This window comes from Cryptosporangium aurantiacum, from assembly GCF_900143005.1.
Lineage (GTDB): Bacteria > Actinomycetota > Actinomycetes > Mycobacteriales > Cryptosporangiaceae > Cryptosporangium > Cryptosporangium aurantiacum.
In genome coordinates, this window is the sequence record NZ_FRCS01000006.1 from 455,208 (window position 1) to 481,857 (window position 26,650).

Genomic DNA, 26,650 nt, shown 5'->3' on the forward strand with positions numbered 1-26,650 from the left:
GTGCGGCAGCGTCTCGATCCGGGACGCTGCCGCACGGCGGTCAGCGCACGTTGAAACGCAGGGCACCGTCGAGACGGATGACCTCGCCGTTCAAGAAGTCGTTCTCGGCGATCTCCAGCGCCAGCCGGGCGTACTCGTCAGGCCGTCCCATCCGCTTGGGGTTGGGCACCATCGGGCCGAACTGCTGCTCCGCCGCCACGGGGTCGGAGTAGGCGTTGGTGAGGAACGTGCCCGGCGCGATGCACATGACCCGGATGCCCAACGGCGCGAGGTCGCGGGCCGCGGTGAGGTTCATCCCGATGACGCCACCCTTCGCGGCCGAATAATCGGTCTGGCCCACGGCCCCTTCCAGGCCGGCGATGCTCGCCGTCGTGATGACCACGCCCCGCTGACCGCTGTCCAGCGGCTCGTTGGTGGACATCTGCGCGGCCGCCTGGCTCAGCACGTTGAACGTACCGGTGAGGAAGATCTCGACGGTCCGCCGGAAGGTGTCGAGGGGGTAGGGCTTGCCCTGCCGGTTGACCACCCGCGCACCCGCTGCCGGCCCACCGTGGACGACCACGGCCACCCGCAGCGGCCCCAGCTCCGCCGCCGCGACGATCGCCGCGGCCACCGACTCCTCGCTGGTGACGTCCGTCTTCACGAAGCGCACGGCGTCGCCCAGTTCCTTGACCAACGTCTCGGCGCGGTCCTCGGCCAGGTCCGCGATGACCACCCGTGCTCCGGCCGCCACCAACCGGCGGGTAGTCGCCGCACCGAATCCGCCTGCTCCCCCGGTCACGACGGCCGAGGCGCTCGTCAGATCCATGTCTCTCCTTCAATAAAGGACACTCAATACTGTTCCTCACGGTACTATCGCATCAGCACCCGGCCGTCCACCGCGGCCTCGTCCCGGATCTCCTGGAGTCGTCGTGCCCGAGGCTTTCATCGTCAGCGCCGTCCGCACGCCCATCGGCACCGCCCGTAAGGGGACCCTCGCCGACACCAGCGCGCTGGACCTGGCGCAGCTCGTCGTCGAAGAGGCCGCTCGCCGCTCCGGCCTGAGTGCGGACCGGTTCGACGACCTGATCCTCGCCGAGTCGGGCTGGGGCGGGGGTGACATCGCCCGCCACGCGGCGGTGGCCGCCGGTATGACGCAGGTTCCGGGCCAGGCGGTCAACCGCCACTGCGCCGGAAGCCTCACCTCGGTGGGTAACGCCGCGGCGACGATCCGGGCGGGCATGGACGCCGCGGTGATCGCCGGTGGAGTCCACTCGTCGTCGACCGCGCCGGTGCTCCGCCGGCGCGTCCCGGGCACCGTCGATCAGTTCGAGGACCATTGGTCGAGCCCCAGCCACCCGGACCGCCCGGACGCACCCAACCGCGACATGTCCATCTGCGTGGGCTGGAACACCGCCGTCGAAGCCGGTCTGACCCGCGAGCAGCAGGATGCGTGGGCCCTCCGGTCCCACCAGCGGGCGATCGCCGCACTCGACTCCGGCGTCTTCGCCGACGAGATCGTCCCGGTGAAGGCCCCGCAGAAGGACGGTTCGCTGATCGACTTCGTCGCTGACGAACATCCGCGCCGGACCACCACACCGGAGAAACTGGCCGCGCTCCCTGTACTGCATCCGGAGATCGACGGCTTCTCGATCACCGCGGGCAACGCCAGCGGGGTCAACGATGCCGCCGCGGCGCTCGCACTGGTCAGCGACGAGCTCGCCTATCGCGAGGGGCTGACACCGCTGGCGACGGTCCGCGCCTGGGCGGCGCACGGCGTCGACCCCGCGCGCACGGGGATGGCCGCTGTCGAGATCATTCCGAAGCTCCTGGCCCGCGCCGGTCTGGCGCAGGAGGACGTGACGCTCTGGGAGATCAACGAGGCGTTCGCCTCGGTCCCGGTCGCCGCGTGCAAGCTGCTCGGGCTCGACGAGGACAAGGTCAACCCGTTCGGCAGCGGCTGCAGCCTCGGCCACCCGATCGCGGCGTCCGGCGCGCGGATGCTCACGACGCTGACGCACGCGCTGCGCCGGCGCGGTGGCGGCATCGGCGTCGCCACGATGTGCGCGGGCGGAGGTCAGGCCGGCGGCGTGCTCATCGAGGTCTGACGATGCTCGCCATCGATCTGAGCGGCCAGGTCGCGCTGGTCACCGGAGGGGGTGCCGGCATCGGCCGGGGAATCGCCGTCTCCCTGGCCGAGGCCGGTGCCGACATCGTTCTCGCCGAGATCGACCCGGCCCGGGCGGAGCAGACCGCGGACCTGGTGCGCAAGACCGGCCGGGAGGTGCTGGCCGTCACTACCGACGTGATGGACACCGATCAGATCCGCGACGCCGTAGCGGCGGCGGCCGAGCAGTTCGGCCGGTTGGACATCCTGGTCAACAACGCCGGCGGGGTGAGCGGCCGGCGCTTCACCGTCCAGTCCGAGCGCAGCTGGCGCCGGCACATCGACATCAACCTGATGAGCGTTCTGGCCGCGACCTCGGCGGCGGTGCCGCTGATGATCCGTGGCGGCCGGGGCGGATCCATTGTCAACGTGAGCAGCATCGAGGCCACACGCGCGGCGCCGATGTTCGCCGTGTACGCCGCCTGCAAGGCCGCGGTGAACAGTTTCACGCGCACGATGGCCGTCGAACTCGCCGAACACCACATCCGCGTGAACGCGATCGATCCGGACATGACGATCACCCCCGGCAACCACGGGCAGCTCACCGGGCCGGTCGACGAGTCGACGTTCCTCGTCCGCGAATCGGCCGATCAGGATGCTCTGGAACGGTACATCCCACTCGGGCGGGAGGGCACGACCGACGAGTGCGGCGCGGCCGTCGCGTTCCTGTGCTCGCCGTTGGCGTCCTATCTCACCGGAGCGATCGTGCCGGTCGACGGCGGTACGTGGGCCTCCAGCGGATGGGTCCGGAACGCGGAACGCGGCGGCTGGGCACTCGGCGCCTTTCCGGTCACCCGAGAGGAGGGCTGACCCACCGCCGGGTGGTTTGGTATCCGCAATTCGGGTCAACGCTTGACAAGGAGGCCGCCCGGACGTTCACTGAAAACGTCATTTTCACTCGACGAGGAGAACGCGCATGGAGAAGATCTGGGCCAACTCGGGTGACTCACACTTCCTCGAGCCCGAAGACCTGTGGCGTGAGAATCTGCCGCCCCGTCTGGCCGAACTGGTGCCGAGGGCGGAGAAGGACCCCGACGGCCAGTGGGAGACCGTACACATCGACGGCATGAGCTTCCGCCGCAAGCTGCCGACGATGAAGGCCCAGGAGTTCATGGAATCCTCCCAGCGTGCTCCTGGCGCCCGCGACGTCGACCTCCGGATGCAGGACCTCGACCAAGAGGGGATCTGGAACGAACTCGTCTTCCCGTCCCTGGGCATGTGGAGTTCTTCCTTCCGCACCCCGGAGGTGCTGCGGGAAGCCCTGAAGGTCAGCAACGACTGGGCCTACGAGGCGATCGACAAGAAGCAGCCGCGGTTAATCTCGACCGCCCAGGTCTCGACGCTCGACGTGGGCGACGCCGTCGCCGAACTCGAGCGCTGCGCGGAACTCGGCTACCGCGCGGTCTTCATGCCGACGCAGCCGCACCCGCTGCAGAAGGACTGGAACGACGATGCCTGGGAGCCGTTCTGGGCGGCTGCGGAAGCGGCGAACATCGTGCTCGCGTTCCACATCGGCACCGACCCGATCGATCTCAGCAAGGGCGGCGCGGCCGGCATTCTTTACCGTGGCCCCGGTGGGGCGGTCCTCAACTACACCGAGACCACATTCGGCGGCCAGCGGGCGGTCATGAAGATGGTCGCCTCCGGCGCGCTCGACCGGCACGAGAACCTCAAGGTGCTGGTATCCGAGGGCGGCGCGACCTGGGTCCCGTTCATCGCCGACCGCATGATCGAGGGGTACCGGCAGCACGCCATCGCCGTGCGACCGAAGCTGAAGCGCGACATCAAGGAGATCATCTACACCCAGGTCTACGCGTCGTTCCAGCACGACGAGTCGGCCGTGGCCGTCGCGGAGCACCTGGGGTACAAGAACGTCATGTGGGGTAGCGACTACCCCCACATGGAGGGCACCTACGGGCACACCCAGGAGACGCTGCACGGCCTCTTCGACCGGGTGGACCCGGAGATCCGGCACCGGATCACGATCGGCGCCTTCAACGAGCTGTTCCCCGGCCTGCCGCCGGTGCCCACCGCGGCCGCGGCCTGACCAGGGAACGAGCGGAGAGCGGGTACCGAATGAGTGACGACAACGTCATGTACGACTCCCCCCTCGAGTTCATGCACGAGGTGGCGGAGAAGAAGGGCGAGTGCGTGGCCCAGTCCGTGCTCCCGCTGGGCGACGGCACCTACCGATGCGCGTGTTCCTGCGAGAACTGGGACGTCATCGCACCGGATCGGGAGAAGGGCCTGGAGATGGCCCGCGAGCACACCGGAACGCTGGTGTCCTCCTGAGGGCGGATGCCGAGAGACCGAATGGGCGCCGGGAGTCCACTCCCGGCGCCCATCGCTGTGCTGAGGAGGACATGTGAGCACCGACGAGAACGCCGCGGAAGAGCTCCTGCGCGGCCCGGAGGGGCTGGGCCGGCGCGACATGCCCACCTCGTGGACGCGGCGGCCGGGGATCGAACCAACGCCTGACTTCCTCGCGATGATCGATGCCCTGCGCGCCTTGCAGGACGACGTCACCGCTGCCGTCCCGCCGCCGGACGTGCTGGTCGACACCACCAAGACGCTGAGCGAGCTCTCCGAACGGCTCCGCGCCTACGCGGCGCCCGAGCGCGACCAGCTCACCGGCCGCCTGATCACCGTGCCGGGACGTGGGCAGACGATGTCGCCGGTCCTGCACCTCGACGAGTGGAGCGAGCACCACGCGCGGGGCCACGTGACCTTCGGCCGCTTCTATCTCGGTGGCAACGGCGCCGTCCACGGGGGTGCGATTCCCCTGCTCTTCGACGAAATCCTCGGTCGCCTCGCCAACACCGGCGGACGCCGACCGTCACGCACGGCCTTCCTCCACGTCAATTACCGCAGCATTACGCCGATAGGCGTGGAATTGCAGATCGAGGGCCGGTTCGAGCGGGAAGAGGGGCGCAAGCGCTTCCTCACCGCCGAGCTACGGCACGGCGACACGCTGTGCGCGGACGCCGAAGGGCTGTTCGTTCAGCTCAAGCCCGGCCAACCGTGAATCGCATGTAGGACACGGTTTTCAGTACGAAACCCGCGTAGGTGGTTTCCTAACGCCTCTCAGCGTTTAATAGAGGATGCTCAACTGTTGACCCGCCGGTTGCACTGCGGCAACATGCCCCTCAGTGATGGGCTAAAGGGAGGCAACAATGCGAGTTGGCATGATCGGCGCCGGAATGTTCGGCGACTCGTCCATCGCCCGTTTCCACGACGCCGGCGCCGAGGTCGTGAGCGTGTGCGACGTCGTTCCCGATCGAGCGCGGGCGTCCGCCGAGAAGTACGGCATCGCGCACTTCTCCGACAAGGTGAGTGAGCTCCTCGCGCGAGACGACATCGACCTGGTGCACGTCGCCGTTCCGCCGAACCACCTGTACGAGGTCGTGTCCGCGACGATTGCGGCGGGAAAGAACGTCCTCTCTGAGAAGCCACTGACGACCAGCGCTCAGGACGCGCGCAAGCTCTTCGAGGAAGCGACTGCCGCGGGCGTCGTCCACGCGGTCGACCACGAGATGCGCTACGACCCGCTGCACTGCCACGTCCGCAACCTCGTTCGCGAGGGCTTCATCGGGCGTCCACGGGTCTTCAGCGTCCGCGACTTCCAGCGGTACGCGCGGGATCAGCGTTACCCGACCTACTACGCCACCTGGACGGCCTTCCGGGAGGCCGGCGGCGGTGTCGGGCAGCAGCATCTCTCGCACACGCTCGACCTCGCGCAGAGCATCGTCGGATGGCTGAAGCCGGAAACGGCCGTGGGGCACTCGGTGACCTACATGCACCAGCGGCCGGTGCTCGATCCCTCGGTCACCCCGGTCGCGCTGTTCGGACTCGGCGATCAGGCCCCGACGACGGGCCTCGCCGACGTGAACGGCGACGATGTAGCGACGGTCAGCGGCCTCACGTCGACCGGCGTCGTCCTTCACGTGGTCTCCGGCTGGACGGTGCACCACCCCACCGGGCTGACCTGGGAGCTCTACGGCGACGAGGGGACCCTCACCCTCAACTCGGCCGGCGAGCTCTACGGCGCCAGGCACGATCAGGAGGTCCAGCGGATCGTCGCCCCGCCGGAACTGGCGCTCCCCCACGGTCCTTCGCTGCTCGAACAGTCCGGCCTGGGCGTGCTCGAGGGCCAGTGCGTGGGATTCATGTTCGAGGCACTGGCGCAGAACCTCGCCCGGACAACTTCTGGCGCGTCCACCGAGCACGTCTACTGCACGTTCGACGAGGCCCTGGTGACCCGGACCGTTCTCGACAGTCTGGCGCAGTCCGTCATCACCGGCGAGTAGTTCTCCGGAGCCACGCAGGGCTGATCCCGGTCGCGATCGCGACCGGGATCAGCCCTGCGTGCCGAGCGCTCGCAGGCCCAGGGAACAGTAGAAACATCCCGTCCTATTAGGACCGAATAGCCACTTTGGCCCCGCTGGACACGCTGAGGGCTCGTCTATAGGGTGCACCCAATTCCTGCCGCGCTGCGGGCTGTTCCGCCGGCAGCGCGTCCTCTCACCGCAGTCGGGAGCCGCATCCTCATGCGCGAGCACTCCAGCCAAAGATCGCCGAGCCGCCCATACCCCGCACCTACGTATTCCGCCCCACCGGCGCAATCCTCCGGGGGGCGAGTACCGAAGACACGGATCGGGCTGCGCTCGCTGGTCCTCCTACTCGTGGTGACGCAAGGCCCGCTCAGCTTCATCTGGGTCGCGATGCCGGCCATCTACCAATACAGCGGTACGGTCGCGACCCCACTCGTCGTCGGAATCGCGGGGCTGGCGCTCATCGCCTACTCGATCGGCTACGCCGGAATGGCGCAGCGGATCAAGCATCCGGGTGGTGTCTACGCGTTCGTCGCCCAGGGGCTGAGCCCGGCGGCCGGCCTGGCCTCCGCAGCCCTCGCCCTCACCGTCTACGTGCTCTTCGGTGCGGCCACCACGGTTGCCCTGGCAGGGAGCATGTCCGGCCTGTTGGACAGCGTCTTCGGCCTCGACCTCCCGGTCGAGGCCGCCGTCGTTCTCGGCACGGCGATGATCTTCGCGACGGCGTGCCTTCGTCTGCGCGTGTTCCTGTGGACGATCGTGTGCGCCGGCGCCATCGAAGCGCTCACGATTCTCGTGCTGGACTTCTCGGCGCTCGGCAATCCGGCCGACGGAAAGGTCTCCTTCGAATCCCTGGACCCCGCCTGGCTGCTGTCCGGCTCGTTCGCGCTCGCCCTGAGCCTCTGCCTGACCTCGACGCTCGGCATCGAGACCGCCGCCAACTACGCGGACGATGTCCGCCAACCCCGGCGGACGATCCCCCGCGCCGTCATGATCGCCTACACGACGACCACGATCATGCTCACGTTCAGCGGCTGGGCCGTGAGCGTCGCGGCCGGCTCGGAGAACACCGTGGCCCTCGCGTCGGGGGGTCTGCAGTCGTTGACCGAGAGCGGCGGCGGCCAGGCCTTCATCCTCGCCGTGCTCTCCGCCGTGGTCGGCGCCGACCAGATCGCGCTGACGGTGAAGCTGATCACCGCAGCGCTCGTCCTCAGCTCGCTGGTCGCCGCCGTCCTGATCGCGGGCGCGGTGGTCCGGATCCTGGCCGGGCTGGCTCAGGACGGCGTGCTGCCGCCGACCTTCGGCGTCGGTGCGGACGGGCGGCCCCGGAAGAGCATGGCCCTCGCGGTCAGCGTCGTGACCGGGCTCATCGCGCTCGTCGCCGCAGCCCCGGACACACCGACCGGCACGGTCTTCATCGGAATCACGTCCGGTGTCGGCGTCACCTGCCTCATCGCGATCAGCTCGCTGGCGACGATCGCCTGGTTCCTTCGGAGCTCGGACGAGGATTCGGGCTTCCTGGGCTGGGAGGGTCGCGTGGTCGCGGCCGGCTTCGCCCTGGTCACGATGGGATTCGTCGCGGTGTTCGCCACGTATCGGCTCCCCGGCCTGATGCCGGTGGGAGACTTCTACGGATGGGCACTCCCGCTCGTCCTTGGCGGCTCGTTCGCTTGCGGCCTCATCGTCGCAGCAGTGCTGAAGTCCCGCGACCCCCGTGCGATCGCCCAGGTCGGACGTAGCAGCGACCCCGAGGAATCCCCCCTCGGCTGACCTGAACGCGAAAAGGCGGGCCGCCGGATTTGTCCGGCGGCCCGCCTTTCGCGTGCGAATCAGACCTTGATGCCGATCGCGCGGACCCGCAGGAACTCGTAGAGCCCGTCGCGGCCGCCCTCCTTGCCCAGTCCCGACAGCCCGAAGCCCCCGAAGGGACGCGACACTTCCAGGGCGTTGGCGTTGTTGATGATCGTCTGACCCGCGTCGAGCTCCGCTGCGACCTTCAGCGCGCGGTTGAGGTTGGTGGTCTGGATGTACGAGCTCAGGCCGTACCGGGTCTTGTTCGCGATCGCGACCGCCTCCTCGTCCGTGGAGAAGCGGAACAGACAGAGCACGGGCCCGAAGACCTCGTTCTGCGCGATCTCGCTGTCCGGATCCACATCGGTCAGCACGGTCGGCTCGACATAGTAGCCGGGCCGATCGAGGCGACGGCCGCCGGTCAGGACGGTGGCGCCCTGTTCCTTGGCCCGCTCCACCATGCCGACGATCCGCTCGACGGCGGCCTCGTTGATCACCGGACCGAAGACCACCCCTGGCTCGAGCGGGTCGCCGGGCACGATGCTCTCGGCGATCCGCTTCACCCGCTCCACCACCTCGTCGTAGACGGAGTCCTCGATCAGCATCCGCGTCGGGAACGCGCATCCCTGTCCGGACAGCACGATGAGGGAGAACTGCGTCCCGTGCTGGCAGGCGGCATCGAGGTCGGCGTCCGCAAAGATGATCTGCGCCGACTTTCCGCCCAGTTCGAGCACGGCCGGCTTCATGTCCGGAGCACAGCCCTGGAGGATCTTCGTCGCGGTCGCCGGGCCCCCGGTGAACGTGACTTTTTTGACCAGCGGGTGACCGACCAGCTGAGCGCCCGCCTCGGCGGTGCCGGGAAGAATGTTGACGACGCCGGCCGGAATCCCGGCCTGCTCCACGAGGTCCATGAAGAGTTCGCCGGCGAACGGGGTCAGCTCCGAGGGCTTGACCACCACGGTGTTCCCCGCCGCGAGAGCCGCCGGGATCTTCATGGCGAGCGAGATGAGAGGCCCGTTCCACGTGATGATGATCGCCACCACGCCGTACGGCTGAGCGACCGTGTAGCCCAGCTCGCCCAGGTCCTCCGGCTTGCCGGTGAGCTCACCGGTGATCTTGTCGGCCCAACCGGCGTAATAACGGGTCCACTCCGCGGCTAACAGCGGGCTGCCCGCGGCGATGGCTAGGGGCGTGCCGTTGTCGAGAGCGCCGAGGCGGGCGAACTCCTCGGCATTGGCCTCGATCAGGTCCGCGAGCTTTTGCAGCAGACGGCGGCGCTCCGCCGGCGGCGTCTTGCGCCACGTCAGGAACGCCTCGTGCGCCTTCGTGACGGCGAGGTCGATCTCCTGCTTGTCGGCCAGCGGAATCCGGGCGTTGACCTCACCGGTCGCGGGGTAGATGTGGTCGTACGTTCCTCCGGAGCCCGCCTTGAGCTTCTCGCCATTGATCCTCAGGTGGACCGTCGGCGGGGTGGGGTCGACGTCGGACATCGTGCCTCCCTGTGGGATTGCGTACAACGTGGCGTGGCCGCCGATCGAGGTCAGAGACCGAGATCGCGCCCGATAACTTCCTTCATGATTTCGGTCGTTCCGCCGTAGATGCGGGTGATCCGGGCGTCGGCATAGGCCCGCGTGATCGCGTACTCCGACATGAACCCGTACCCGCCGTGCAGCTGAACCCCGAGGTCCACCGCACGCCCCTGCAGTTCGGTGCACCACCACTTCGCCTTCGCCGCGTCCACGGCCGTCAGCTCACCGACGTTGAGGGCCCTGATGCAGTCGTCGACGTAGTGCCGCGCGATGTCGACCTCGGTGTCCAGCTCGGCCAGTTTGAAGCGGCTGTTCTGGAAGGCGCCGATCGACTGGCCGAACGCTTTCCGGGACTTCACGTACTCCAACGTCCAGCCGAGCGCAGCCGCGGCGCTCGCGACCCCGGCCACGGCGATCCCCAACCGCTCCTGCGGCAACCGGTCGACGAGATGGGCGAACGCGCGGCCTTCCTGGCCGAGCAGGTTCGCCACCGGCACCCGGACGTCGGTGAACGACAACTCTGCCGTGTCCTGCGCGTGCTGTCCCAGCTTGTCGAGGTTGCGGCCGCGCTCGAAGCCGGGCATACCGCGCTCGAGGACGAGCAGACTCATTCCCTTGTGGCGCTGGGACGGGTCGGTTTTCACGGCCACGACGATCAGGTCGGCGTTGATGCCGTTGGTGATGAACGTCTTCGCGCCGTTGACGACGTAGTGATCGCCGTCCCGGCGGGCCGTGGTGCTGATCGAGGCGAGGTCGGAGCCGGCACCGGGTTCGGTCATCGCGATGGCGGTGATCAGCTCACCGGCAGCGATCCCCGGCAGCCAGCGCTGTTTCTGTTCCGGCGTGGCGAGGTCGAGGAAGTACGGCAGGCAGACATCGTTGACCAGCGTCAACCCGTTCCCGGACCCGGCAACACCGGCCGCGCAGATCTCCTCGACGAGCACGGCGTTGAACCGGAAGTCGGCCACGCCCGAGCCGCCGTACTCCTCCGGGATCGCCCACCCGATCAGGCCCTGTGCGGCCGCGGCGGCGAACAGCTCACGCGGCACGATCCCGGCGGTGTTCCACTCGGCATCGTTCGGAGTGATCTCCTTGGCGACGAACGCGCGCACGGTGTCCCGGTACGCGTCGTGGTCCGCTTCGTAGAGTGACCGGCGCATGTTTTCCTCCCTACTGGACCGCGTACTTGTCCAGTTCGTGCGCCACCATGCCGTCCAGGTCGTCCGCCGGGGGTGTCGGCAGGGCGACCGGCGCGCTCCGGGTGGGCAGCAGGACGACGGCGGTTCCGGGCGTGGTGATCTCGCCACGCTGGTTCTCGCAGCGCACTTCCAGGTGCACCTCGTTGCGGCCGTCGACCTGCCGCTTGTCCACCACGGCGCCACGCACCCAGGTGGTGTCACCGCTGTAGTTGAACTTCCGGTGCTCGCACCGGAGCGTGAACAGCCAGCCGTCGTCGCCCATCCAGTCGGTCAGGGCGTGACAGAGCCAGGTCTCCCGCATGCCCCCGTAGTCGTACGGGTACGGCAACCCCAACTCGCGAGCGCGCTCGGGCTCCCAGTGCAGCCGCTGAACCGTGTCCGGAATGTTCAGCTGGTTCGGTGGGTAGAGCCCTGGCGCTTTCCGGCGGACGTTGTACGCCAACCGGAACGCCCCCGGAGGAGTGAGCTGCATGCCCCAGCCCAGGTGCCACACCACCACGTCGCTGATCACCAGCGGGCCCTTGGCACGCGGCTGGATCTCGTCGCCGATCGCCACGTCCTCCCAGTAGCGCGGCTCGGCGCCGCGCCGGGTCTCCGCCGCGTACGCGGCGTCGATCTCGGCGAGTTGCTCCGGCGAGTACGGCTCGATGACCACCTTCTCCTTGGCACGCTTCTGCGACGTGTGCCGCTCGGCGTTGATCCAGGTCCCCCGGCGAACGCCATGGATCTGGCCCTCGCCGTTGGCGTAGATGTAGTCGAGCGTGACGTGCGCCGTGCGGCCGCCGAAGCGCGAGGTCTTGGGCTGCACGCCGACCTGGGTGGCCAGCACCTTGCAGCGGTCACCGAGCTGGAGCGGCCGGTACCACTCGTACTCCATGACCGCTTGGTAGGAGCCCAACCCGGCGAACGGGTCGCCCTTCAGCAGCACCTTCGTGTCGGCGTCCGGTTTCGGCGCCGCGTCCTCACCCATCGTGTAGTGGAACGTCGGCGGCGCGATCAGCCGGCCCCAGCGCGTCCCGGCCGCATAGTCCGGGTCGCAGTACAGCGGGTTGTCGTCGCCGTAGCCGTAGGCGAAGTGCCGGACGCCGTCCCAGGTGACCTCGTAGTTGTGCGGCGGGTTGCGCTGCGGCTGCGACACGCCGAGCCGTTTCCGCGACCGCTCGAACGCCGCCTCGGTCAGGACACCGAACTGCTCGCCCGACGACGTGGGCCGGGACTCAGTGGATGTCACGAGCGTCTACCGTCCTTTCCATACCGGCTTGCGCTTCTCGGCGAACGCCGTGGCGCCCTCGCGAGCGTCGTCACTGACGAGCACCGGTGCGATCAGGTCGTCCTGCTCCCGCCAGCCCTGGTCGAACGTCCAGTCGGCGCTCCCCCGAGCGATCGCCTTGGTCGCGGCCATGGCCAGCGGACCGTTCTCCGCCATCCGCGCGGCAAGCTCGAGTGCGACGCCGAGCGCGCCCCCTTCGGGCGTCAGCCGGTTGACCAGTCCGACCTCGGCGGCCCTGGGCGCCGAGATCGGATCGCCCACCAGGAGCATCTCGAGCGCGAGCGCGCGCGGCATCCGGCCCGGAAGGAGCAGGGCCGCCCCGCCACCCGCGACCAGCGCCCGCTTGACCTCGGGCACGCCGAAGCGGGCCGTCTCGGCGGCGACGACGAGGTCACAGGCCAACAGCAACTCGAAGCCGCCGGCCAACGCCCAGCCTTCGACCGCGCCGATCAGCGGCTTGCGCGGCGGGGTCTCGGTGATCCCGCACAGCCCTCGACCTTTGATGTGCGGGGTCTCCCCCCGCACGTAGGCCTTGAGATCCATACCGGCGGAGAACACGCCGCCCGCACCCGTCAGCACGCCGACCCGGAGGTCGTCGAGCTCGTCGAGCTCATCGGCGGCGGCCGCCAAACCCTCGGCGACGGCACGGTTGAGGGCGTTCTTCGCCTCCGGCCGGTTGATCGTCATGACCAGTACGCCGTCGCGCCGGTCGATCAGTAACTCGTCCGCCACCGGGACTCCTCTTCTCGTGCGGGTCGGACACTTCGATGCGGCTCGTGCGCGCCGGTGGTTCGCCGGGCAGGGACCCCGGCGGCGGCCCCCAGCGGCGCCGGTCAGCGCCCGTGAAAGACCGCCTTGCGCGGGCCGTGCTTCAGCAGGGACTCGACGCCGGTACGCAGATCCTCGGTCGCGAACGGCCGGCCGGTCACGGCCGCCGTCAGGGCGTCTGCGGCAGCGACGCCGTGGTCGCGCGCGGCCTTCAACAGCTCCTTGCCGGCCGCGATGGCCAGCGTCGGTCCGGCCGCGAGCCGATCGGCGAACTCGCGGACGTCCGCGAGTAGCGTCTCGGCCGGCCGCAGCCGGTTCACCACGCCCCACTCGTACAGCTCCCGAGCCGGGTAGATGTCGCCGGTGATGATCAGCTCGGCCGCACGGGCAACGCCCGCTCGCGCCACCAGCCGCTGGGTGCCGCCGCCACCCGGCGTCAACCCGACGGAGGACTCGACCAGTCCGAACGACGATTCCTCGGCGGCCCACACGAGGTCGGTCGCGAGGGCGATCTCCATCCCGATCGTCAGGTTCAGCGCGTGCACGGCGGCGACGGTCGGCACCGGGAGCGCTTCCAGGACCGTGCTCAGCCCGAGGAAGCGAGCCATCAGCTGCCCACCCGCTGCCTGGCCGAGCTGCTGGAACTCGTGCACGTCCACGCCGCCGCAGAACACCTTGCCCTCCGCACGAACCAGGACCGCGCGGACCGCACCGGACTCGGCCTTCGGGACGAGCTCGTCGAGCACTCGCTCGAAGTCGGCGACCAGGGCCAGATCGAACAGGTTCAGCGGCGGTGCGTCGAGAACGATCTCGGCGACGTCGCCGCGCTGGTCGAGCCGGACTTTGGGCATGTGATCTCCTGATTGGTCAATCGGATGAGTCGGCGAGGTGGTCGGCGATCGGGACGTACGGGGGCATGCTGAACCCGTGCCGCCGGTGCCAGTTGGCACCGTCGATGACGAAGTGGTGACCCGACACGTAGGCCGCGAACGGTGAGCACAGGTAGGTGGCCGCCCAGCCGAGTTCGTGCGGCTGCCCGACCCGTCCGGCTGGGACCGTCGCCGCGCGGGCGGCCGACTCGGCCTCCTTGCCCGCACCCCAGTGCGCGTCCTGATCGTCGTGCGGAAAGACGCCGGGGGCTAGGCTGTTCACGCGGATTCCGTACCGGCCCCACTCCACCGACAGCGTCTGCGTCAGGTTCGCCACGGCGGCCTTCGCCGCCGCCGAATGCGCCGCACCGGGACCACCGGTCCAGCCGTAGGTGGCACCGATGTTGAGGATCGCCCCGGGCGCATCGACCGCGATGCGCCGCTGCGCGAACTCGCGGGAACAGAAATAGGTACCGTCCAGCACGATCGACGTGACCGCCCGCCACGCGTTCGGGCTCATCGACTCGGCCGGCACCTGGAAGTTGCCTGCCGCGTTGTTGACGAGCACCGAGACCGGACCGAGCGTGTCCTCGGCCGCGTCGAAGGCGGCCGTGATGCTCGCCGGATCGCGCACGTCCGCCCCGATGCCCAGTCCCGTGCCGCCGGCGCGTTCGATCGCCGCGACCCCGGCGGCGCGGTGGCCCTCGTCGCGGCTCACGACCGCCACGCGGGCCCCGAGCCGGGCGAACTCCCCTGCCATCGCCCGGCCGAGGCCGGTGCCGCCCCCGGTGACCAGCACGACGTCGCCCGCGTACGTACCCGGCGGCAGCATTGCCGTGCCGCGCGGAGGCGGCTCAGGGAGAGGCATGAGAACCCGTCTTCTCGAAATCAGTAGCCTCTTTTTATCGTCTGCGACTGAGTCTGTACAGATCGAGCGGAGAAATCGTGAGAACGGGCACCTACTCCGCGGCGGCTACTCAGACGTCGAGCATCCCCCGCTGCATTGCCCAGGCACGCACGGAACCGTCGGCTGCGAGCACCACCCCCCGGGCCGCGCCGTACTGTGCGCTGGGGTTCCCCTCGATCTGCACTCGCCGCCACGCAGTCGTCAGCGGTTCCTCCGCCCAGGCGACCTGGAGATCGATGCTGAACGCCTCGGTGAGCGAGGTTCCCGATGAGCGGAGCACCCCGTCGAGCAGGTGGGCATCCGCTATCGCCACGTCGGCGACCTGCTCGGAGAGCGCATCGCCGCAGAACACCGGATCGAGTGCTTTGACCCACAGATCGATCGTGGTGCTCCCGTCGCAGAACTTCTCGAGGGACTCGGGGTAGTCGACGGCGCGCTCGTCGAAGTTGGCGGCGAAGGGCCAGGTCTCGGCAAGGTAATCCAAGGTCGGCAGGTCAGCCGGGGGTTCGATCGGCTCAACGCTCGCCGGCGCCGGGTCCGTGCCCGACGGCGCGACCGCGAGCGTCGAGGAGATGACCTGGCGATCGTCCTGTCTCCCGATGCCGGTGAGCCAGGTGACACGTCGCCCGCGGCGTACCTCGCCGACCTCGAACTCGATCTCGCCCGCCCGAACCGGCGCGAGGAACGCGATCGTCGCCGACAGCAACTGCCTGCTCTCCGGTTCGACCGGCTCGGAGCCCTCCGCCGCCAACGTCGCCGCGCAGCACAGCGCCGCGCTGTATCCGCCGAAGACCCGGTCGGGCAGGCTCCACCGGGGCGAGATGCTCGCCCGCCATCGATTCCCGGAGGTACGTGTGAGCCCCCACCGCCCTGCCCAGGCGTCGCGCACCGGGAGATCCATCACGTCAGAACGGTCCTCGGTAGTCATTCTGCCCACCCTCAGAAAGCCGGTCGCTGCGGACGGTTCTTGACGTAGGCGCCTGCGTCGACCCGCATCTGCATTCCGGTGACGTAGCGCGACTCGTCGGAAACGAGGAACAGTGCCATCGCGGCGATGTCGGCGGGCTCGACGTAGCCCACCGGCATCGCGTTCATGGCCGGGAACGCACGCAGTGCGTCGTCGCGGGTCGGGTGTGCCAGATCCGGTCGGAACTGGCGGTACATCACGTCACTGTTGAGCATCTCGGTGTTGCAGTTGGTCGGATGGATCGCGTTGACCCGGATGCTGCGCGGCGCGAGGACCAGCGACAGGTCGTGCACGAACGAGGCGACGGTGCGCTTCGCGAGCGAGTAGCCGATACCACCGGGGCCGAGCGCGGGGTTGTCGGTCTTGCCGGACAGCAGCCCGGCGACCGACCCCGTGCAGATGATCGACCCGCCGTCGACCAGATATGGCAACGCGACGTCGACCGCGTTCACCACGCCGTTGAAGTCCACGCTCACCGCGTCGAGGAACGCCTGCCCGTCGCCGCGCGGACGGCCGAGCGGGCAGATCCCGGCCTGCGCGATCACCGCGTCGAGCCGCCCGCCCTGTTCGGCGACCGCCTCCGCGACCGCCTCCGCCAGGGTCCCCCGATCCCGCACGTCCGCCTGGCGGACCGCGATCCGCCGACCGAGTTTCTCCACCAGGCGCACGGTCTCGTCGAGGTCCGCCCGCGACGCCAGCGGATACTCGTTGCTGGCGATGTCCTCGAGAACGTCTACCCCGACGATGTCGGCGCCTTCCTCGGCCAGTCGCACCGCGTGCGCCCTACCCTGGCCGCGAGCCACTCCCGTAATCAGTACTACCTTGCCCGCGATGCGTCCCATCCCGGCTCCTTCCTCGTCGAAGCAAGCGCTCAGGGCCGGTTTCCGCCCCGGGTCGCGGCGCCGCCGAGCACCCGCTGGGCGAACTCGCGGAACCGGTCCGAGGCGATCAAGCCCGATTGGATCCGGGCCGACTCCGCGAAGTGCGCGTCCGGTGGCCACGTGGCATCGCGGTCGAGTCGCACGTAGTGTCCGAGGACGTCCCGGGGCAGGGCGCCGAAGACGTTCGCCCGCTCGACGGCCGCCTCGCGCGCGGTGCCCTCGACGGCCGTGGCGATTCCCAGACGGTCGCAGTCACCCGGTCCGATCCGATCGCCGGTCGAGAGCAGCTCCCAGAGCAGCCCTGGCCGGATCCGGCCGAGCAGTCCCACTCCACCGGTGCCGGCCACCAAGCCGGCGCGGGCCCAGCCCTGCTGCACCCAGCCCTTCTCGCCCACCAGCCGCACGTCACACGCGAGGGCCAGGTCCAGTCCGAGCCCGATGGCGGCCCCGTCGACGGCCGCGACCGTCGGCACCGGGCATTCCCTCAGCGCCCGGATCATCCCCTGGAACCGGCCGTACACGGTCTCGCGGATCTGCTCCTGGGTATGGGTACGCGACAATTCCGCGATGACGGGGAGGTGGCCGCCCGAACAGAAGACGCCCTCGCCGGTGAGGACGACGGCGCCCCGGGCACGTTCCCCGGCGTCGCGAACGGCGCCGGCCAGCTCGTCGGCCTCGTCGGGGCCGATCGCGTTGCGCGTCTCGGGCCAGGACAGCGTCACGACGACGGCCGCAGCCGACTCCTCGATGCGGATGCTCATCAGATTCCGAACCTTTCGACGAGGGTGTCTTCAGATCGACGTCAGTTACTGACGCTCCGACCACATTCTGTACAGTTGCGTCATGACCGACTTGCAAGACGTTCCTGCCGAGGCTCGTACCTCGGGCCGACGACGTACGCTCCGTGACGAGCAGAAGGAAGCGACGCGGCGCAAGCTGCTCGACGCAGCCCGCGTGGTCTTCCAGGAACGGGGGTTCACCGCCGCGACCATCGACGACATCGTGGAGGGCGCGGGGGCAAGTCGCGGAACCTATTACCTGTACTTCAAGAACAAGAGCGAGGTGATCGCCGAGCTTGCCGCCGAGTACCAGGCTGACGCCGAGCGCCTCCTGGCCTCCCTGACCGAGCTCACCGATCCCACCGCGGCCGACCTCCGGAACTGGGTGCAGTCGTACGCGGACCTCGTGGCCACCCACCGCTCGACGATCCGGTCCTGGATCCAGGCGGAGAGCGCCGCGAAGGACCTGCGGACGGCAAGCGACGCTCAGATGAGCGGCTACCTCGACTCGCTCGCCGACTGGATCGGCGCCGTCCGGACGAGCCGTGGCCTCGCGGAGGACCCCGAGGTCACGCGCACCCGGGCCACGGCACTCCTGCTCCAGATCGAACGACTCTGCTTCTTCTGGCTGATCCGGGGCTGGGAGATGGACCGGACGATCGTGGTCGACGTTCTGGCCGACGCCTGGCAGTCGGCCCTCGGCACGCCGGCCGAAGCCGCTCCGGCGAAGCCTTCCACGCGGAAGGCGACGAAGAAGAAGCGCGCCGCGAACTGACGCCGGGTACGACACCTAGATCGGCTCGCGTGCGGCGGGCTCCCCCACCACGGCGCTCTCCCGGGTGAGCAGGATTCCGGCCACCTCCCGGTCCCAGGTGCCGGGCGAGTTGCCGCGCTCCCGCAGTTCCGCTTTCCGGACCTTCATCGTCGGCGTCTTCGGCAGCTCGTCGACGACCTCCACGAAGCGCGGCACCATGTGGTACGGCATCCGCGGCACGAGGAAGTGGATCAGCGCCTCGGGATCGAGGTCCTCGCCCGCGCGGGGCACGACAAAAACCTTGACCTCGTCGCCCCCGTAGCCGTCCGACGCCGCGACACACGCGACCTCCTCCACTGCCGGATACGCCGCTACCTCCCGCTCGACCTCGAAGCTGGAGATGTTCTCGCCGCGGCGTCGCAGCGAGTCCTTGATCCGGTCGCTGAAGTACAGGTAACCGTCGGCGTCCATCACGAACTGGTCGCCGGTGTGGAACCAGCCGTTGCGCCATGCCCGGGCCGTGGCTTCGTGCAGGTTCAGATAGCCGTACGTGATCTCCCACGGATCGTCGGTACGCAACACCAGCTCGCCCGGAGTGCCGACGGGCACCTCTTCGTCGTGTTCGTCGACGAGACGCAGCTCAGCGCCCGGTCGCACCCGGCCGGCCGTCCCGGGCCGGTCGATGTGCGGTCCGCGGACGGTCATGCCGGTGCCGACCTCGGTCATCCCGAACGCGGCGACCATCTCGCTCAGCCCGAATCGCCGCGCGAACGCGGCCGAGTCGGCCACCATCGGGACGGCCATCACCAGGCGCAGCGGGTTGTCGGCGTCGTCCGGCTTCTCCGGCATCGCGTCGAGCACGGCCGCCATCGTGCCGACCAGCAGCGTCATCGTCGCCCCCGACTCACGGACGACGTCGAGGAACTTCGATGCGCGGAAGCTGTCGCGCAACGCCACACAGCCGCCCCCGATCCAGGCGCCCATGCTGATCACCTGGCCTCCGCAGTGGAATAGCGGCGACGTGGTGAGCAGCACGTCATCGACGGTCGCCCGCCAGTCGTTGTGGAGCGCGGCGGCGAAGGAGTGCCGGTAGGTGGTGAGGACGCCCTTGGCCGGTCCGGTCGTCCCCGAGGTGTAGTTGATCGTGTGCAGGTCCCACGGTGCCGGCGGGGGATCGAGGACGACGGGGTCGGCGGATCCGGTGGCCAGCACCGAGGAGTCGATCACGGTGGCGAGCCCGCCGATCTCCGCGAAGCGCGGCTCCAGCTCCACCGGTCCGATCACGCGTCTCAGCTCGGCGTCGCGCACCACGTGCTCGAGGGTCGTTCCGCGCAGTGCCGGGTTGATCGGCACCATCACCGCGCCGAGCGAGACCAGACCCCACCACGCCCGGAGCCAGTCCGCGCTGTTGGGCATCATGATGCCGATGCGATCGCCGCGCCGGACGCCGAGTCCGTGCAGCGCGTTGGCGGCCCGATAGGTCTCGATTTCGGCATCGGCCCAGGTCCACTTCTCGTCGCCCCCGAAGGTGACGCACAGGTTGTCCGGCACCCGGGCGGCGAAATAACGGACGAGCTCGGTGACGACGATGGGGACGGGTGTGCTCATGCCGGTCCCTCCGTCTCGTCCCGGCCGACGACGCGCGGAAGGACCTCGGCGTACCCGTACGACGACACGATCTCCCGATCGGAGCCGAGTTCGCGGCAGGAGCCGAACATCCAGATGTAGCTAGGGTTGCGCGGCGAGGTCAGCGACGCCGGGTTCTCCGCCGTCCACTCCCAGGTCCGGGCACCGTCGGACCACCGCACGCGCGCCGGTGTCCGATCCGCGTCGAGGTCGACCTCCGACCGCAGGCCGCGAAGCGCCGCGCTCGTTCCGTCGGTCGTCAGCTTTCCCACACCGGTGCCCTGCGCGTTCGCGTACAGCGCTGCGCCCTCCACACCGCCGTCGGCGTAGTGGGTCACGTAGATCATCCAGATGTCTTCGCAGCGCCGGGGGACGGGAAGCTCACGCCAGTCGAGCGAACCGTTGGACCACGCGAGCTCCCATCCGCCCGCGCCGACGACCGGGTCACCGAGGACGTGCCCGCTGATCTCGCAGACGGTCGCGAGGTAGTACCAGTCGTGCTCGGGGTCGGGGTGGTACATCTGCATGGCGGACCCGGTCTGCACCATCGTCAGATCCAGGATTCCGTTCTCCACCCAGCGCGCGACCTTCCCCGGCTCGACGTCCAGGGAGAACCCACGATCCGGCTTGCCCCGCGAGCTCAGGAGCCAGCGATCGCCGACGACGTCGTTCGTCGTATAGCCGTAGAAGCTCCGCAGCGCTTCCGGCGCGTCCGCCGACAGGCCGCCCAGTGGGGTGACCGGAAGGTGCAAGCGCGGAGTCATCGACACGTGGTTGAAGCGGACCGGCATGTAGTAGTTGCCGGATTCACCGCGGAGCGCCCCGTACGTCGCCTGCCACAGCGGAGCGAGCCCGTACGGCGTCGGCCGGGAACGGTCGAGATCGGCCACGCCGGCGTCGAAGACACCGATCAGCGTGGTGTCTCCGTAATAGAACTTACGGCCCTCCGGCGCCCGGCCACGGGTGGCCGTACCGAGTGCCGGGGAAGGGGGTTGGCCTCGCAGGGCGTCCAGGGACGTCACTGTCACCTCGCAACGTTGGAGACAACTATGGTCACTCCGTCAGCGAATGTTTACGCCGTCAGTGGAGTTGTCGTCACGGTACCCGCCGGCAGAGGCGCGGACAACGCTTAGCGACTAGTAAATGGGCATCTGATCATTCGCTGACGGCGCGTCAGTATCAGTGCGGGCGGCCGGGTAGCTGGTAACCCATCGCCGTGTACGCGCGGGGAAGGGTCTCGCACCAGGCCCGTGCGCGGACCACCGGACGGTCGTCGTGTATCCGGCGGATCCCGCCGAGTTGCCACAGATAGCTGGGGTTGCGCGGCGAGGTGGTCGAGGCCGTCTCGGTCCGCACCTCCCATTCGTCGTCCCCGTGGCTCCACCGGATCCGGGCGGGCAGCCCGTCCGGCCGCCGGTCGAACTCGCTGCGCAGGCCGTGCAGCGCGGATGAACCCGACTCCGTCGCCACGTGGCCGGTACCGGTGCCGGCGCGGTTGAGGTAGAGGCTCGCGACCTCGTAGCCACCGTCGGCGTACTCGATCACGTAGAGCACCCAGTGCTCCTCCAGCCGCCGGGCGATCGGCATCTCTCGCCAGTCCAGGGCCCCGTTCGCCCAGGCCTGCTCGTAGCCGCCGACGCCGGAGACCTTCTCCCCGAGGATGGTGCCCTCCAGGATCGAGACGACCCCGATGTAGTAGAAGGACTCGTCGGGATCCGGGTGGTACATCTGGAGGGCGGTGCCCGAGGGGTCGGACAGCCGCATGTCCAGGATGCCGCGTTCGGTCCAGTGGGCGTCGGCTCCGGGGACGGCCTCGAATCGCATGGCCCGGCTCGCCTTGCCCCGCGACGCGACGACCCACGCGTCGCCCTGGATGTCGCTGGAGGTGTAGCCGTAGAAGCTCGACCGCGCCTCGGCCACGTCCTCGGCCGGGCTTTCGCCGTCGGAGCGGGTCAGGTGCAGCCGCGGCGTCATCATGACGTGGTTGAACCGCAGCACGTTGTAGTACAGCCCGGAGTCGCTCCGCACGATGCCGTACCACGCCTGGTAGAGCGGGTTGAGTCCGTAGGGCGGCGGCTGCAACCGGTCGAAGTCGGCCAGGGTGGGCCGGAATCCACCGCACAGCGTGACGTCACCGTAGAAGAACTTGCTCGACGACGGTGCTTCATCCGTCCGCGCCGTGCTGAGCGCCACCTGGTCGGAAAGTACGTTCGTCATCTGGCCATCCCGCAGCTCCCGGGGCGTTTCGCCCGTCGATGGTTCGTCATTCACCGGCCCCGGAGAGCGGGAACCCGGTCCTCGCGCCGCGCCGCCCTGATCTCCTGGTAGTCGGCCGACGCGAAGCAGACCGCCTGCGCCAACGCCTCACGGTGCATCGCCCGCTCGTAGACCGCGGCGTCGATCTCGTCGAGTACTTCGCGCGCGAGTCGGATCGCCAGCGGCGAGCGTTGCGCGAGAGTTCGTGCGATCTCCTGGGCGCGGCCGTCGAGTTCCTCGGCCGGGACCACCCGGGAGACGACGCCGGCGGTCAGCGCTTCGGCCGCCGTGAGAACCCGCCCGGTCAGGACCATGTCCTTCGCCAGGCCGGGGCCGGCCAGCGCGCGCAGCCGCGCGGCACCGCCGGTGTCAGGGATGAGCCCGAAACCCACTTCGGGAAGGGCCATTCGCGCGTCCTCGGCCGCGATCCGGATGTCACAGTGCAGCGCCCGCTCGAACGAGCCACCGAGCACCCAGCCTTTCAGCGCGGCGACCACCGGAAACGGCATCGTCGACAGCAGCGAGATCGCCCGCTGAGCCGCGACGACGTGTTCCAGGTCGGTCTGCCCCCGCGCCCGTGTGCCCAGCGCGGTCGTATCCCGGCCGGAGGAGAACGACGGCCCCTCGCCGCGGAGCACGACCGCGCGTACGTCCGGTGTGCCGTGCAATCCGCGCAGCAGGTCGCCGAGGTGCGCAGCCGTCGGGTCGTCGACCGCGTTGTGCTTGTGGGGACGGTTGAAGCTGACGGTCGCGACCCCGTCCTCCACGTCGAGTAGCACGGTGTCTCCGGTCATACCGGCCTCCCTCCGACCGCTCGGGACATCGAGCGGATACGCGGATACTAGACTAGCCAATCATTCAGTGACAGGCTGTCAGTCACTGCGAGAGTGGAAAGGCGGTACGCGTGGGGGACTACGAGACCATCCTGGTCGAGCTCTCCGATCACATCGCCACGGTCACGCTGAACCGGCCGGAGCGGCTGAACGCCTTCGACCAGACGATGTGCGACGAGTTCAGCCGGCTCTGGGCCTGGGTACGCACCACCGACGACGTCCACGTCGTCGTGCTGCGGGCAGCCGGCGACCGCGCGTTCTGCAGCGGGGTGGACCAGACGGACGGCGGGCTGCCGAAGGAGTCAAACCCGTGGAGCCAGCTCGACCCCGGACGACAGCTGGGACCGAAGGCCAACGACGTCTGGAAGCCGGTCGTGTGCGCGGTCCACGGCATGTGCGCCGGCGGGGCGTTCTACTGGATCAACGAAGCCGACATCGTGATCTGCTCGGCTGACGCGACGTTCTTCGATCCGCACCTCACCTACGGGATGGTCTCGGCGCTGGAGCCGATGGGGCTCTCCCGCCGGATCCCGTACGGCGAGGCGATGCGCTGGGCGCTGCTCGGCCTGGACGAGCGCATGTCGGCGACGCGCGCCCACGGCATCGGGCTGGTCAGTGAGGTGGTGCACCGCGACGACCTACACGGCAGGGCCGCCGATATCGCCGGCAAGATCGCGGCGAAACCGGCAGCCGCCGTCCAGGGCACGGTGCGGGCGGTATGGCAGGGCTTCGAGCTGAGCCCTCGGCAGGCACAAGCGATCGGGTACTCCTTCACGCAGTTGGGCAATCCGATCGCCCGGGTGGGCTTCCGGGACGTTCCGCGGCCACAGTGGGAGTTGCGGTGAGCGGCACGGACCTGAGCTACCGCCTCTACATCGACGGCACCTGGACCGACGCCTCGGGCACCGAGGTCACGGAGGTGCTCGATCCGGCGACCGAGGAGGTCATCGGGCGGGTCCCGCAGGCGGACGCCACCGACGTCCGGCGAGCCGTCGCCGCTGCCCGCCGCGCGTTCGACGAGGGGCCGTGGCCCCGGACGGGTCCCCGCGAGCGCGGCGCCGTGCTGCTGCGCATGGCCGAGATCATGGAGCGCCGCACGCCCGAGCTGATCGAACTGACGATGCGCGAGGCCGGCAGCACCCGGTCGCTCGCCCGCGGCATGCAGGTCGGTGTCCCGGTCGCCCACCTGCGGGACATGGTCGAACGGGTGCTGCCGTCCTTCGCCTGGGAAACCCCGTTGCCGCCCTCGGTCGGGCGCGGAATCGGCCAGGGTGTGCTGCTCCGGGAGCCGTTCGGGGTCGCCGCGCTGATCTCGGCCTACAACTTCCCGTTCTTCCTCAACGTCCTGAAGCTCGCTCCGGCGCTGGCCGCGGGCTGCACCACGGTGCTCAAGCCGGCACCGACCACGCCGCTCGAGGCTTTCGTGCTCGCGGAGATCGGCGAAGAGGCCGGGCTCCCGGCCGGAGTGCTCAACGTGGTGACCGGGGACATCGACGCCGGCCGCGAACTCACCACGAACCCGCAGGTGGACCTGGTCAGTTTCACCGGGTCGGACCTGGTAGGCAGGCAGGTCTACGAGCAAGCGGCGCCCACCCTGAAGAAGGTCGTCCTCGAGCTCGGTGGGAAATCCGCCGCGATCATCTGCGAGGACGCGGACCTCACCCGCGCCGTGGCCGACGTGGTGGGCGGCATCACCACGCACGCGGGGCAGGGCTGCGGTCTGCTCACCCGTACGCTCGTGCACCGGTCGCGTCACGACGAGCTGATCGAGCGGGTCACCCGCACCCTCGACCGGGTGGTGGTCGGCAACCCGTTCGACGAGGGCGTGCGGATGGGTCCGCTCATCTCGGCCGCCCAGCGGGCGAAGGTGGAGCAGCTCATCCGGTGCGGCCGGGAGGAGGGCGCCCGGGTGGCCTACGGCGGTGGCCGGCCCGCCGGGCTGGACCGCGGCTTCTTCCTCGAGCCGACGCTCTTCACTGGAGTCGACAACACGATGAGCATCGCGCGGACGGAGTTCTTCGGCCCGGTCGGTGTCGTCATCCCCTTCGACGACGACGACGAGGCGGTGCACATCGCCAACGACAGCCCGTACGGGCTCGCGGGTTCGGTGTGGGCACACGACCCCGCCCGCGCCTACGCGCTCGCCCGGCGAATCCGGACCGGCCTGATCACGATCAACGGAGGCAGCGCGCTGACTCCTTACGCCGCCTTCGGCGGTTACAAGCAGAGCGGTCTCGGACGCGAGTGGGGCGAGCACGGGCTGTCCGAGTTCCTGCAGACCAAGTCGGTCACCTGGAGCGTCGCGACCGGCTGACCCGGCCTCCGTCCACCTACCCGAAAGGACCGCACGATGGAGAAACCGACGCCGGAACCCCGGCCGGAGGCTACCCGCTCGGACTGGACCGATCAGGACCTGCTGACCCGCCACGAGGCCCTCCCGCGTCTGGAGCGGGCCATCGCGGAAGCCAGCGCCGAGTACCAGGCCGAGCCGGACGAGCTCAGCCGCGCCGCGATCGGCGACCGGCTCGGCCGGATGCGAGCCGCCCGGGACGAGTTGCTCGCCGGCGGATGAGTTGCACCGATGCCTACGCCCGGACCGATCGGTCCGGGCGTAGGCGTTCCGGGTCAGGCGAGCTCGGTACGCCCACCCACGGAGCGCCGCATCACCAGGTAGTCCCCGCGATAGCCGCGGTGTTCCCAGGGGCCCAGCGTGATGTAGGTGCCGGGCGCACCGGCGGCGGCGGGCAGGAGCCGGACTCTCTCCAGACCGTCCGCGACCGCCTCGGGCATCCGGAACCGGGCCCGCGCGAGCCCGCGGGCCATGGTGGCTCCGAGGTCGAAGCCGCACGGCGCCATCGCGTTCGCCGGGCGCCGGCCGTACACCTTCTCGAACCGCTCGACGAAGCCGACGAACTCGGGGTTGTCCTCGTGGAACTGGTCGACCCCGACCCAGCCGTCCAACGCGTTCGCCCACCGCTCCCCCATTGACGCGGTGACGAACGCGGTGGTCATCAACTTCACTGGCGGAGCCCAGCCGCTCTCGTCGAGCGCCGGGTTCAGGCGGGTGTTGTTGTGTCCCAGGCCCAGGTACACCAGGGCCTGCGGCCGGGCGGCGGCGAACCGTCGGAACTCCTCCGCGAGCCGGTCGACGGTCGCGTCGACCGGAACCTGGGTGGAGAGCGACACGACCGAGACGCCGAACTCGGCCATGTCGGCCATGAATCCGAGCAGGTACTCGTGGCCGATCTGGTTGTTCTCCGCCAGCACCGCGCAGGTGTCGATCCCGTGCCGGCGCATCCAGCGCAACATGAACGGAGGCTCGTCCATCAAACTGCCCTGGTTCAGCACGAACACCCGTGGCCCCACCATGGAGGCGCTGCCGCACATGGAGATCAGGGGTACGGCCAGGCGCTCGACCTCGCCGCGTACCGAGAGGCTGTCGTCCGACTTCATCGGACCGATCACCCCCAGCACCTGTTCCTCGGCCACCAGCTCCCGGTAAGCCGCGGCCATCGGCAGCCCGGATTGGTAGGGGTGGCCGTAGACGTCCCGGCGAACCAGTTCGACCGGCCGGTCCAGCAGTCCGTGCTCGGAAGCCTCGTCGACCGCGAGGCGGATGCCGTCGAACCAGTCGTCGGCGAGCGAACCCGCGACGCCGGGGAAGTCGTTGATCACGCCGATCCGGTGCGGATGGCGGTCCCACGGCCGCAGTGCGCGCGGCTCGGCCGGTGTGGTCACTCGTCC

At 69.4% G+C, this 26,650-nt stretch carries 26 protein-coding genes; 11 read left to right on the forward strand and 15 right to left on the reverse strand.

Annotation, left to right across the window (positions count from 1 at the left end):
• Positions 1–40: 40 nt before the first annotated feature.
• Positions 41–808, reverse strand: coding sequence for an SDR family NAD(P)-dependent oxidoreductase (locus tag BUB75_RS22555; protein WP_073259742.1), 768 nt, complete (start codon positions 806–808; stop codon positions 41–43).
• 103 nt (positions 809–911) lie between these two features.
• Here BUB75_RS22555 and BUB75_RS22560 point away from each other — a divergent pair, with 103 nt between their 5' ends.
• The 7 genes from BUB75_RS22560 to BUB75_RS22590 all read left to right on the forward strand — a co-directional run bounded on the left by BUB75_RS22560 (position 912) and on the right by BUB75_RS22590 (position 8,247).
• Positions 912–2,087, forward strand: a complete 1,176-nt coding sequence (locus tag BUB75_RS22560; protein ID WP_073259743.1) for a thiolase family protein — start codon at positions 912–914, stop codon at positions 2,085–2,087.
• Between the two features lie 2 nt (positions 2,088–2,089).
• Positions 2,090–2,956 (forward strand): SDR family NAD(P)-dependent oxidoreductase, encoded by an 867-nt coding sequence (locus BUB75_RS22565; protein WP_073259744.1) that lies wholly within the window; start codon positions 2,090–2,092, stop codon positions 2,954–2,956.
• 106 nt (positions 2,957–3,062) lie between these two features.
• A complete protein-coding gene (locus BUB75_RS22570) occupies positions 3,063–4,193 on the forward strand; it encodes an amidohydrolase family protein (RefSeq protein WP_073259745.1) in 1,131 nt (376 codons plus the stop codon).
• Positions 4,194–4,222: 29 nt separating this feature from the next.
• Positions 4,223–4,438: a hypothetical protein gene (locus BUB75_RS22575; protein ID WP_073259746.1), complete on the forward strand. Its 216-nt coding sequence runs from the start codon at positions 4,223–4,225 to the stop codon at positions 4,436–4,438.
• 73 nt (positions 4,439–4,511) lie between these two features.
• Entirely contained in the window at positions 4,512–5,171 is a 660-nt protein-coding gene (locus BUB75_RS22580) for a PaaI family thioesterase (protein WP_218617709.1), read from the forward strand.
• 148 nt (positions 5,172–5,319) lie between these two features.
• Positions 5,320–6,453, forward strand: a complete 1,134-nt coding sequence (locus tag BUB75_RS22585; RefSeq protein ID WP_084741589.1) for a Gfo/Idh/MocA family protein — start codon at positions 5,320–5,322, stop codon at positions 6,451–6,453.
• A gap of 375 nt (positions 6,454–6,828) precedes the next feature.
• Positions 6,829–8,247, forward strand: a complete 1,419-nt coding sequence (locus BUB75_RS22590) for an APC family permease (protein ID WP_073259748.1) — start codon at positions 6,829–6,831, stop codon at positions 8,245–8,247.
• Between the two features lie 59 nt (positions 8,248–8,306).
• Here BUB75_RS22590 and BUB75_RS22595 read toward each other — a convergent pair whose 3' ends face one another.
• The 9 genes from BUB75_RS22595 to BUB75_RS22635 form a co-directional block, all read right to left on the reverse strand.
• Complete coding sequence (locus BUB75_RS22595) at positions 8,307–9,758, reverse strand: aldehyde dehydrogenase family protein (RefSeq protein WP_073259749.1); 1,452 nt, start codon at positions 9,756–9,758, stop codon at positions 8,307–8,309.
• Positions 9,759–9,808: 50 nt separating this feature from the next.
• Complete coding sequence (locus tag BUB75_RS22600; protein WP_073259750.1) at positions 9,809–10,957, reverse strand: acyl-CoA dehydrogenase family protein; 1,149 nt, start codon at positions 10,955–10,957, stop codon at positions 9,809–9,811.
• Positions 10,958–10,967: 10 nt separating this feature from the next.
• Complete coding sequence (locus BUB75_RS22605; RefSeq protein WP_073259751.1) at positions 10,968–12,227, reverse strand: FAS1-like dehydratase domain-containing protein; 1,260 nt, start codon at positions 12,225–12,227, stop codon at positions 10,968–10,970.
• Between the two features lie 6 nt (positions 12,228–12,233).
• On the reverse strand, positions 12,234–12,998 hold the full coding sequence (locus BUB75_RS22610; RefSeq protein ID WP_073259752.1) for a crotonase/enoyl-CoA hydratase family protein: 765 nt from the start codon (positions 12,996–12,998) through the stop codon (positions 12,234–12,236).
• A 101-nt stretch (positions 12,999–13,099) separates the two neighbouring features.
• Complete coding sequence (locus BUB75_RS22615; protein ID WP_073259753.1) at positions 13,100–13,885, reverse strand: enoyl-CoA hydratase/isomerase family protein; 786 nt, start codon at positions 13,883–13,885, stop codon at positions 13,100–13,102.
• A 16-nt stretch (positions 13,886–13,901) separates the two neighbouring features.
• On the reverse strand, positions 13,902–14,771 hold the full coding sequence (locus BUB75_RS22620; protein WP_073259754.1) for an SDR family oxidoreductase: 870 nt from the start codon (positions 14,769–14,771) through the stop codon (positions 13,902–13,904).
• 109 nt (positions 14,772–14,880) lie between these two features.
• A complete protein-coding gene (locus tag BUB75_RS22625; RefSeq protein WP_084741591.1) occupies positions 14,881–15,738 on the reverse strand; it encodes an acyl-CoA thioesterase domain-containing protein in 858 nt (285 codons plus the stop codon).
• An 11-nt stretch (positions 15,739–15,749) separates the two neighbouring features.
• Positions 15,750–16,619 (reverse strand): mycofactocin-coupled SDR family oxidoreductase, encoded by an 870-nt coding sequence (locus BUB75_RS22630; RefSeq protein WP_073259756.1) that lies wholly within the window; start codon positions 16,617–16,619, stop codon positions 15,750–15,752.
• A gap of 29 nt (positions 16,620–16,648) precedes the next feature.
• Positions 16,649–17,419 (reverse strand): enoyl-CoA hydratase/isomerase family protein, encoded by a 771-nt coding sequence (locus BUB75_RS22635; protein WP_073259757.1) that lies wholly within the window; start codon positions 17,417–17,419, stop codon positions 16,649–16,651.
• 82 nt (positions 17,420–17,501) lie between these two features.
• Between BUB75_RS22635 and BUB75_RS22640 the strand changes: the two genes are divergently transcribed.
• Positions 17,502–18,212: a TetR/AcrR family transcriptional regulator gene (locus BUB75_RS22640; protein ID WP_073259758.1), complete on the forward strand. Its 711-nt coding sequence runs from the start codon at positions 17,502–17,504 to the stop codon at positions 18,210–18,212.
• A 15-nt stretch (positions 18,213–18,227) separates the two neighbouring features.
• On the opposite strand, the gene BUB75_RS22645 is transcribed toward BUB75_RS22640, so the two are convergent.
• From BUB75_RS22645 to BUB75_RS22660, 4 genes are all read right to left on the reverse strand, one after another.
• The gene (locus BUB75_RS22645; RefSeq protein ID WP_073259759.1) at positions 18,228–19,799 is read right to left on the reverse strand and encodes an AMP-binding protein; all 1,572 of its coding nucleotides are present in this window, start codon (positions 19,797–19,799) and stop codon (positions 18,228–18,230) included.
• The gene (locus tag BUB75_RS22650; protein ID WP_143175353.1) at positions 19,796–20,845 is read right to left on the reverse strand and encodes a hypothetical protein; all 1,050 of its coding nucleotides are present in this window, start codon (positions 20,843–20,845) and stop codon (positions 19,796–19,798) included. The genes BUB75_RS22645 and BUB75_RS22650 overlap by 4 nt, the downstream gene beginning before the upstream one ends.
• A 151-nt stretch (positions 20,846–20,996) precedes the next feature.
• On the reverse strand, positions 20,997–22,034 hold the full coding sequence (locus tag BUB75_RS22655) for a hypothetical protein (RefSeq protein WP_073259761.1): 1,038 nt from the start codon (positions 22,032–22,034) through the stop codon (positions 20,997–20,999).
• A gap of 50 nt (positions 22,035–22,084) precedes the next feature.
• Positions 22,085–22,867, reverse strand: a complete 783-nt coding sequence (locus BUB75_RS22660; RefSeq protein WP_073259762.1) for an enoyl-CoA hydratase/isomerase family protein — start codon at positions 22,865–22,867, stop codon at positions 22,085–22,087.
• A 110-nt stretch (positions 22,868–22,977) separates the two neighbouring features.
• On the opposite strand from BUB75_RS22660, the gene BUB75_RS22665 reads away from it, so the two are divergent.
• Genes BUB75_RS22665 through BUB75_RS22675 form a run of 3 tightly spaced genes read left to right on the forward strand, consistent with a single transcriptional unit; the run spans position 22,978 to position 25,478 of the window.
• Entirely contained in the window at positions 22,978–23,751 is a 774-nt protein-coding gene (locus BUB75_RS22665; RefSeq protein ID WP_073259763.1) for an enoyl-CoA hydratase/isomerase family protein, read from the forward strand.
• Positions 23,748–25,220 (forward strand): aldehyde dehydrogenase family protein, encoded by a 1,473-nt coding sequence (locus tag BUB75_RS22670; RefSeq protein WP_073259764.1) that lies wholly within the window; start codon positions 23,748–23,750, stop codon positions 25,218–25,220. Before BUB75_RS22665 ends, BUB75_RS22670 begins: the two co-directional genes overlap by 4 nt.
• A gap of 36 nt (positions 25,221–25,256) precedes the next feature.
• Positions 25,257–25,478 carry a hypothetical protein gene (locus tag BUB75_RS22675; RefSeq protein ID WP_073259765.1) on the forward strand — a complete coding sequence of 74 codons (222 nt, stop codon included), beginning with the start codon at positions 25,257–25,259 and terminating at the stop codon, positions 25,476–25,478.
• A 53-nt stretch (positions 25,479–25,531) separates the two neighbouring features.
• On the opposite strand, the gene BUB75_RS22680 is transcribed toward BUB75_RS22675, so the two are convergent.
• Positions 25,532–26,644 (reverse strand): ABC transporter substrate-binding protein, encoded by a 1,113-nt coding sequence (locus BUB75_RS22680; RefSeq protein ID WP_178379955.1) that lies wholly within the window; start codon positions 26,642–26,644, stop codon positions 25,532–25,534.
• Between the last annotated feature and the right edge of the window lie 6 nt (positions 26,645–26,650).

Coding starts and splice junctions, on each gene's coding strand:
- BUB75_RS22565 (WP_073259744.1), top strand. CDS start 2,090: ATGCTCGCCATCGATCTGAGCGGCCAGGTCGCGCTGGTCACCGGAGGG.
- BUB75_RS22655 (WP_073259761.1), bottom strand. CDS start 22,034: ATGACGAACGTACTTTCCGACCAGGTGGCGCTCAGCACGGCGCGGACG.
- BUB75_RS22570 (WP_073259745.1), top strand. CDS start 3,063: ATGGAGAAGATCTGGGCCAACTCGGGTGACTCACACTTCCTCGAGCCC.
- BUB75_RS22555 (WP_073259742.1), bottom strand. CDS start 808: ATGGATCTGACGAGCGCCTCGGCCGTCGTGACCGGGGGAGCAGGCGGA.
- BUB75_RS22615 (WP_073259753.1), bottom strand. CDS start 13,885: ATGCCCAAAGTCCGGCTCGACCAGCGCGGCGACGTCGCCGAGATCGTT.
- BUB75_RS22675 (WP_073259765.1), top strand. CDS start 25,257: ATGGAGAAACCGACGCCGGAACCCCGGCCGGAGGCTACCCGCTCGGAC.
- BUB75_RS22635 (WP_073259757.1), bottom strand. CDS start 17,419: ATGAGCATCCGCATCGAGGAGTCGGCTGCGGCCGTCGTCGTGACGCTG.
- BUB75_RS22660 (WP_073259762.1), bottom strand. CDS start 22,867: ATGACCGGAGACACCGTGCTACTCGACGTGGAGGACGGGGTCGCGACC.
- BUB75_RS22585 (WP_084741589.1), top strand. CDS start 5,320: ATGCGAGTTGGCATGATCGGCGCCGGAATGTTCGGCGACTCGTCCATC.
- BUB75_RS22625 (WP_084741591.1), bottom strand. CDS start 15,738: ATGACTACCGAGGACCGTTCTGACGTGATGGATCTCCCGGTGCGCGAC.
- BUB75_RS22630 (WP_073259756.1), bottom strand. CDS start 16,619: ATGGGACGCATCGCGGGCAAGGTAGTACTGATTACGGGAGTGGCTCGC.
- BUB75_RS22645 (WP_073259759.1), bottom strand. CDS start 19,799: ATGAGCACACCCGTCCCCATCGTCGTCACCGAGCTCGTCCGTTATTTC.
- BUB75_RS22640 (WP_073259758.1), top strand. CDS start 17,502: ATGACCGACTTGCAAGACGTTCCTGCCGAGGCTCGTACCTCGGGCCGA.
- BUB75_RS22620 (WP_073259754.1), bottom strand. CDS start 14,771: ATGCCTCTCCCTGAGCCGCCTCCGCGCGGCACGGCAATGCTGCCGCCG.
- BUB75_RS22575 (WP_073259746.1), top strand. CDS start 4,223: ATGAGTGACGACAACGTCATGTACGACTCCCCCCTCGAGTTCATGCAC.
- BUB75_RS22595 (WP_073259749.1), bottom strand. CDS start 9,758: ATGTCCGACGTCGACCCCACCCCGCCGACGGTCCACCTGAGGATCAAT.
- BUB75_RS22600 (WP_073259750.1), bottom strand. CDS start 10,957: ATGCGCCGGTCACTCTACGAAGCGGACCACGACGCGTACCGGGACACC.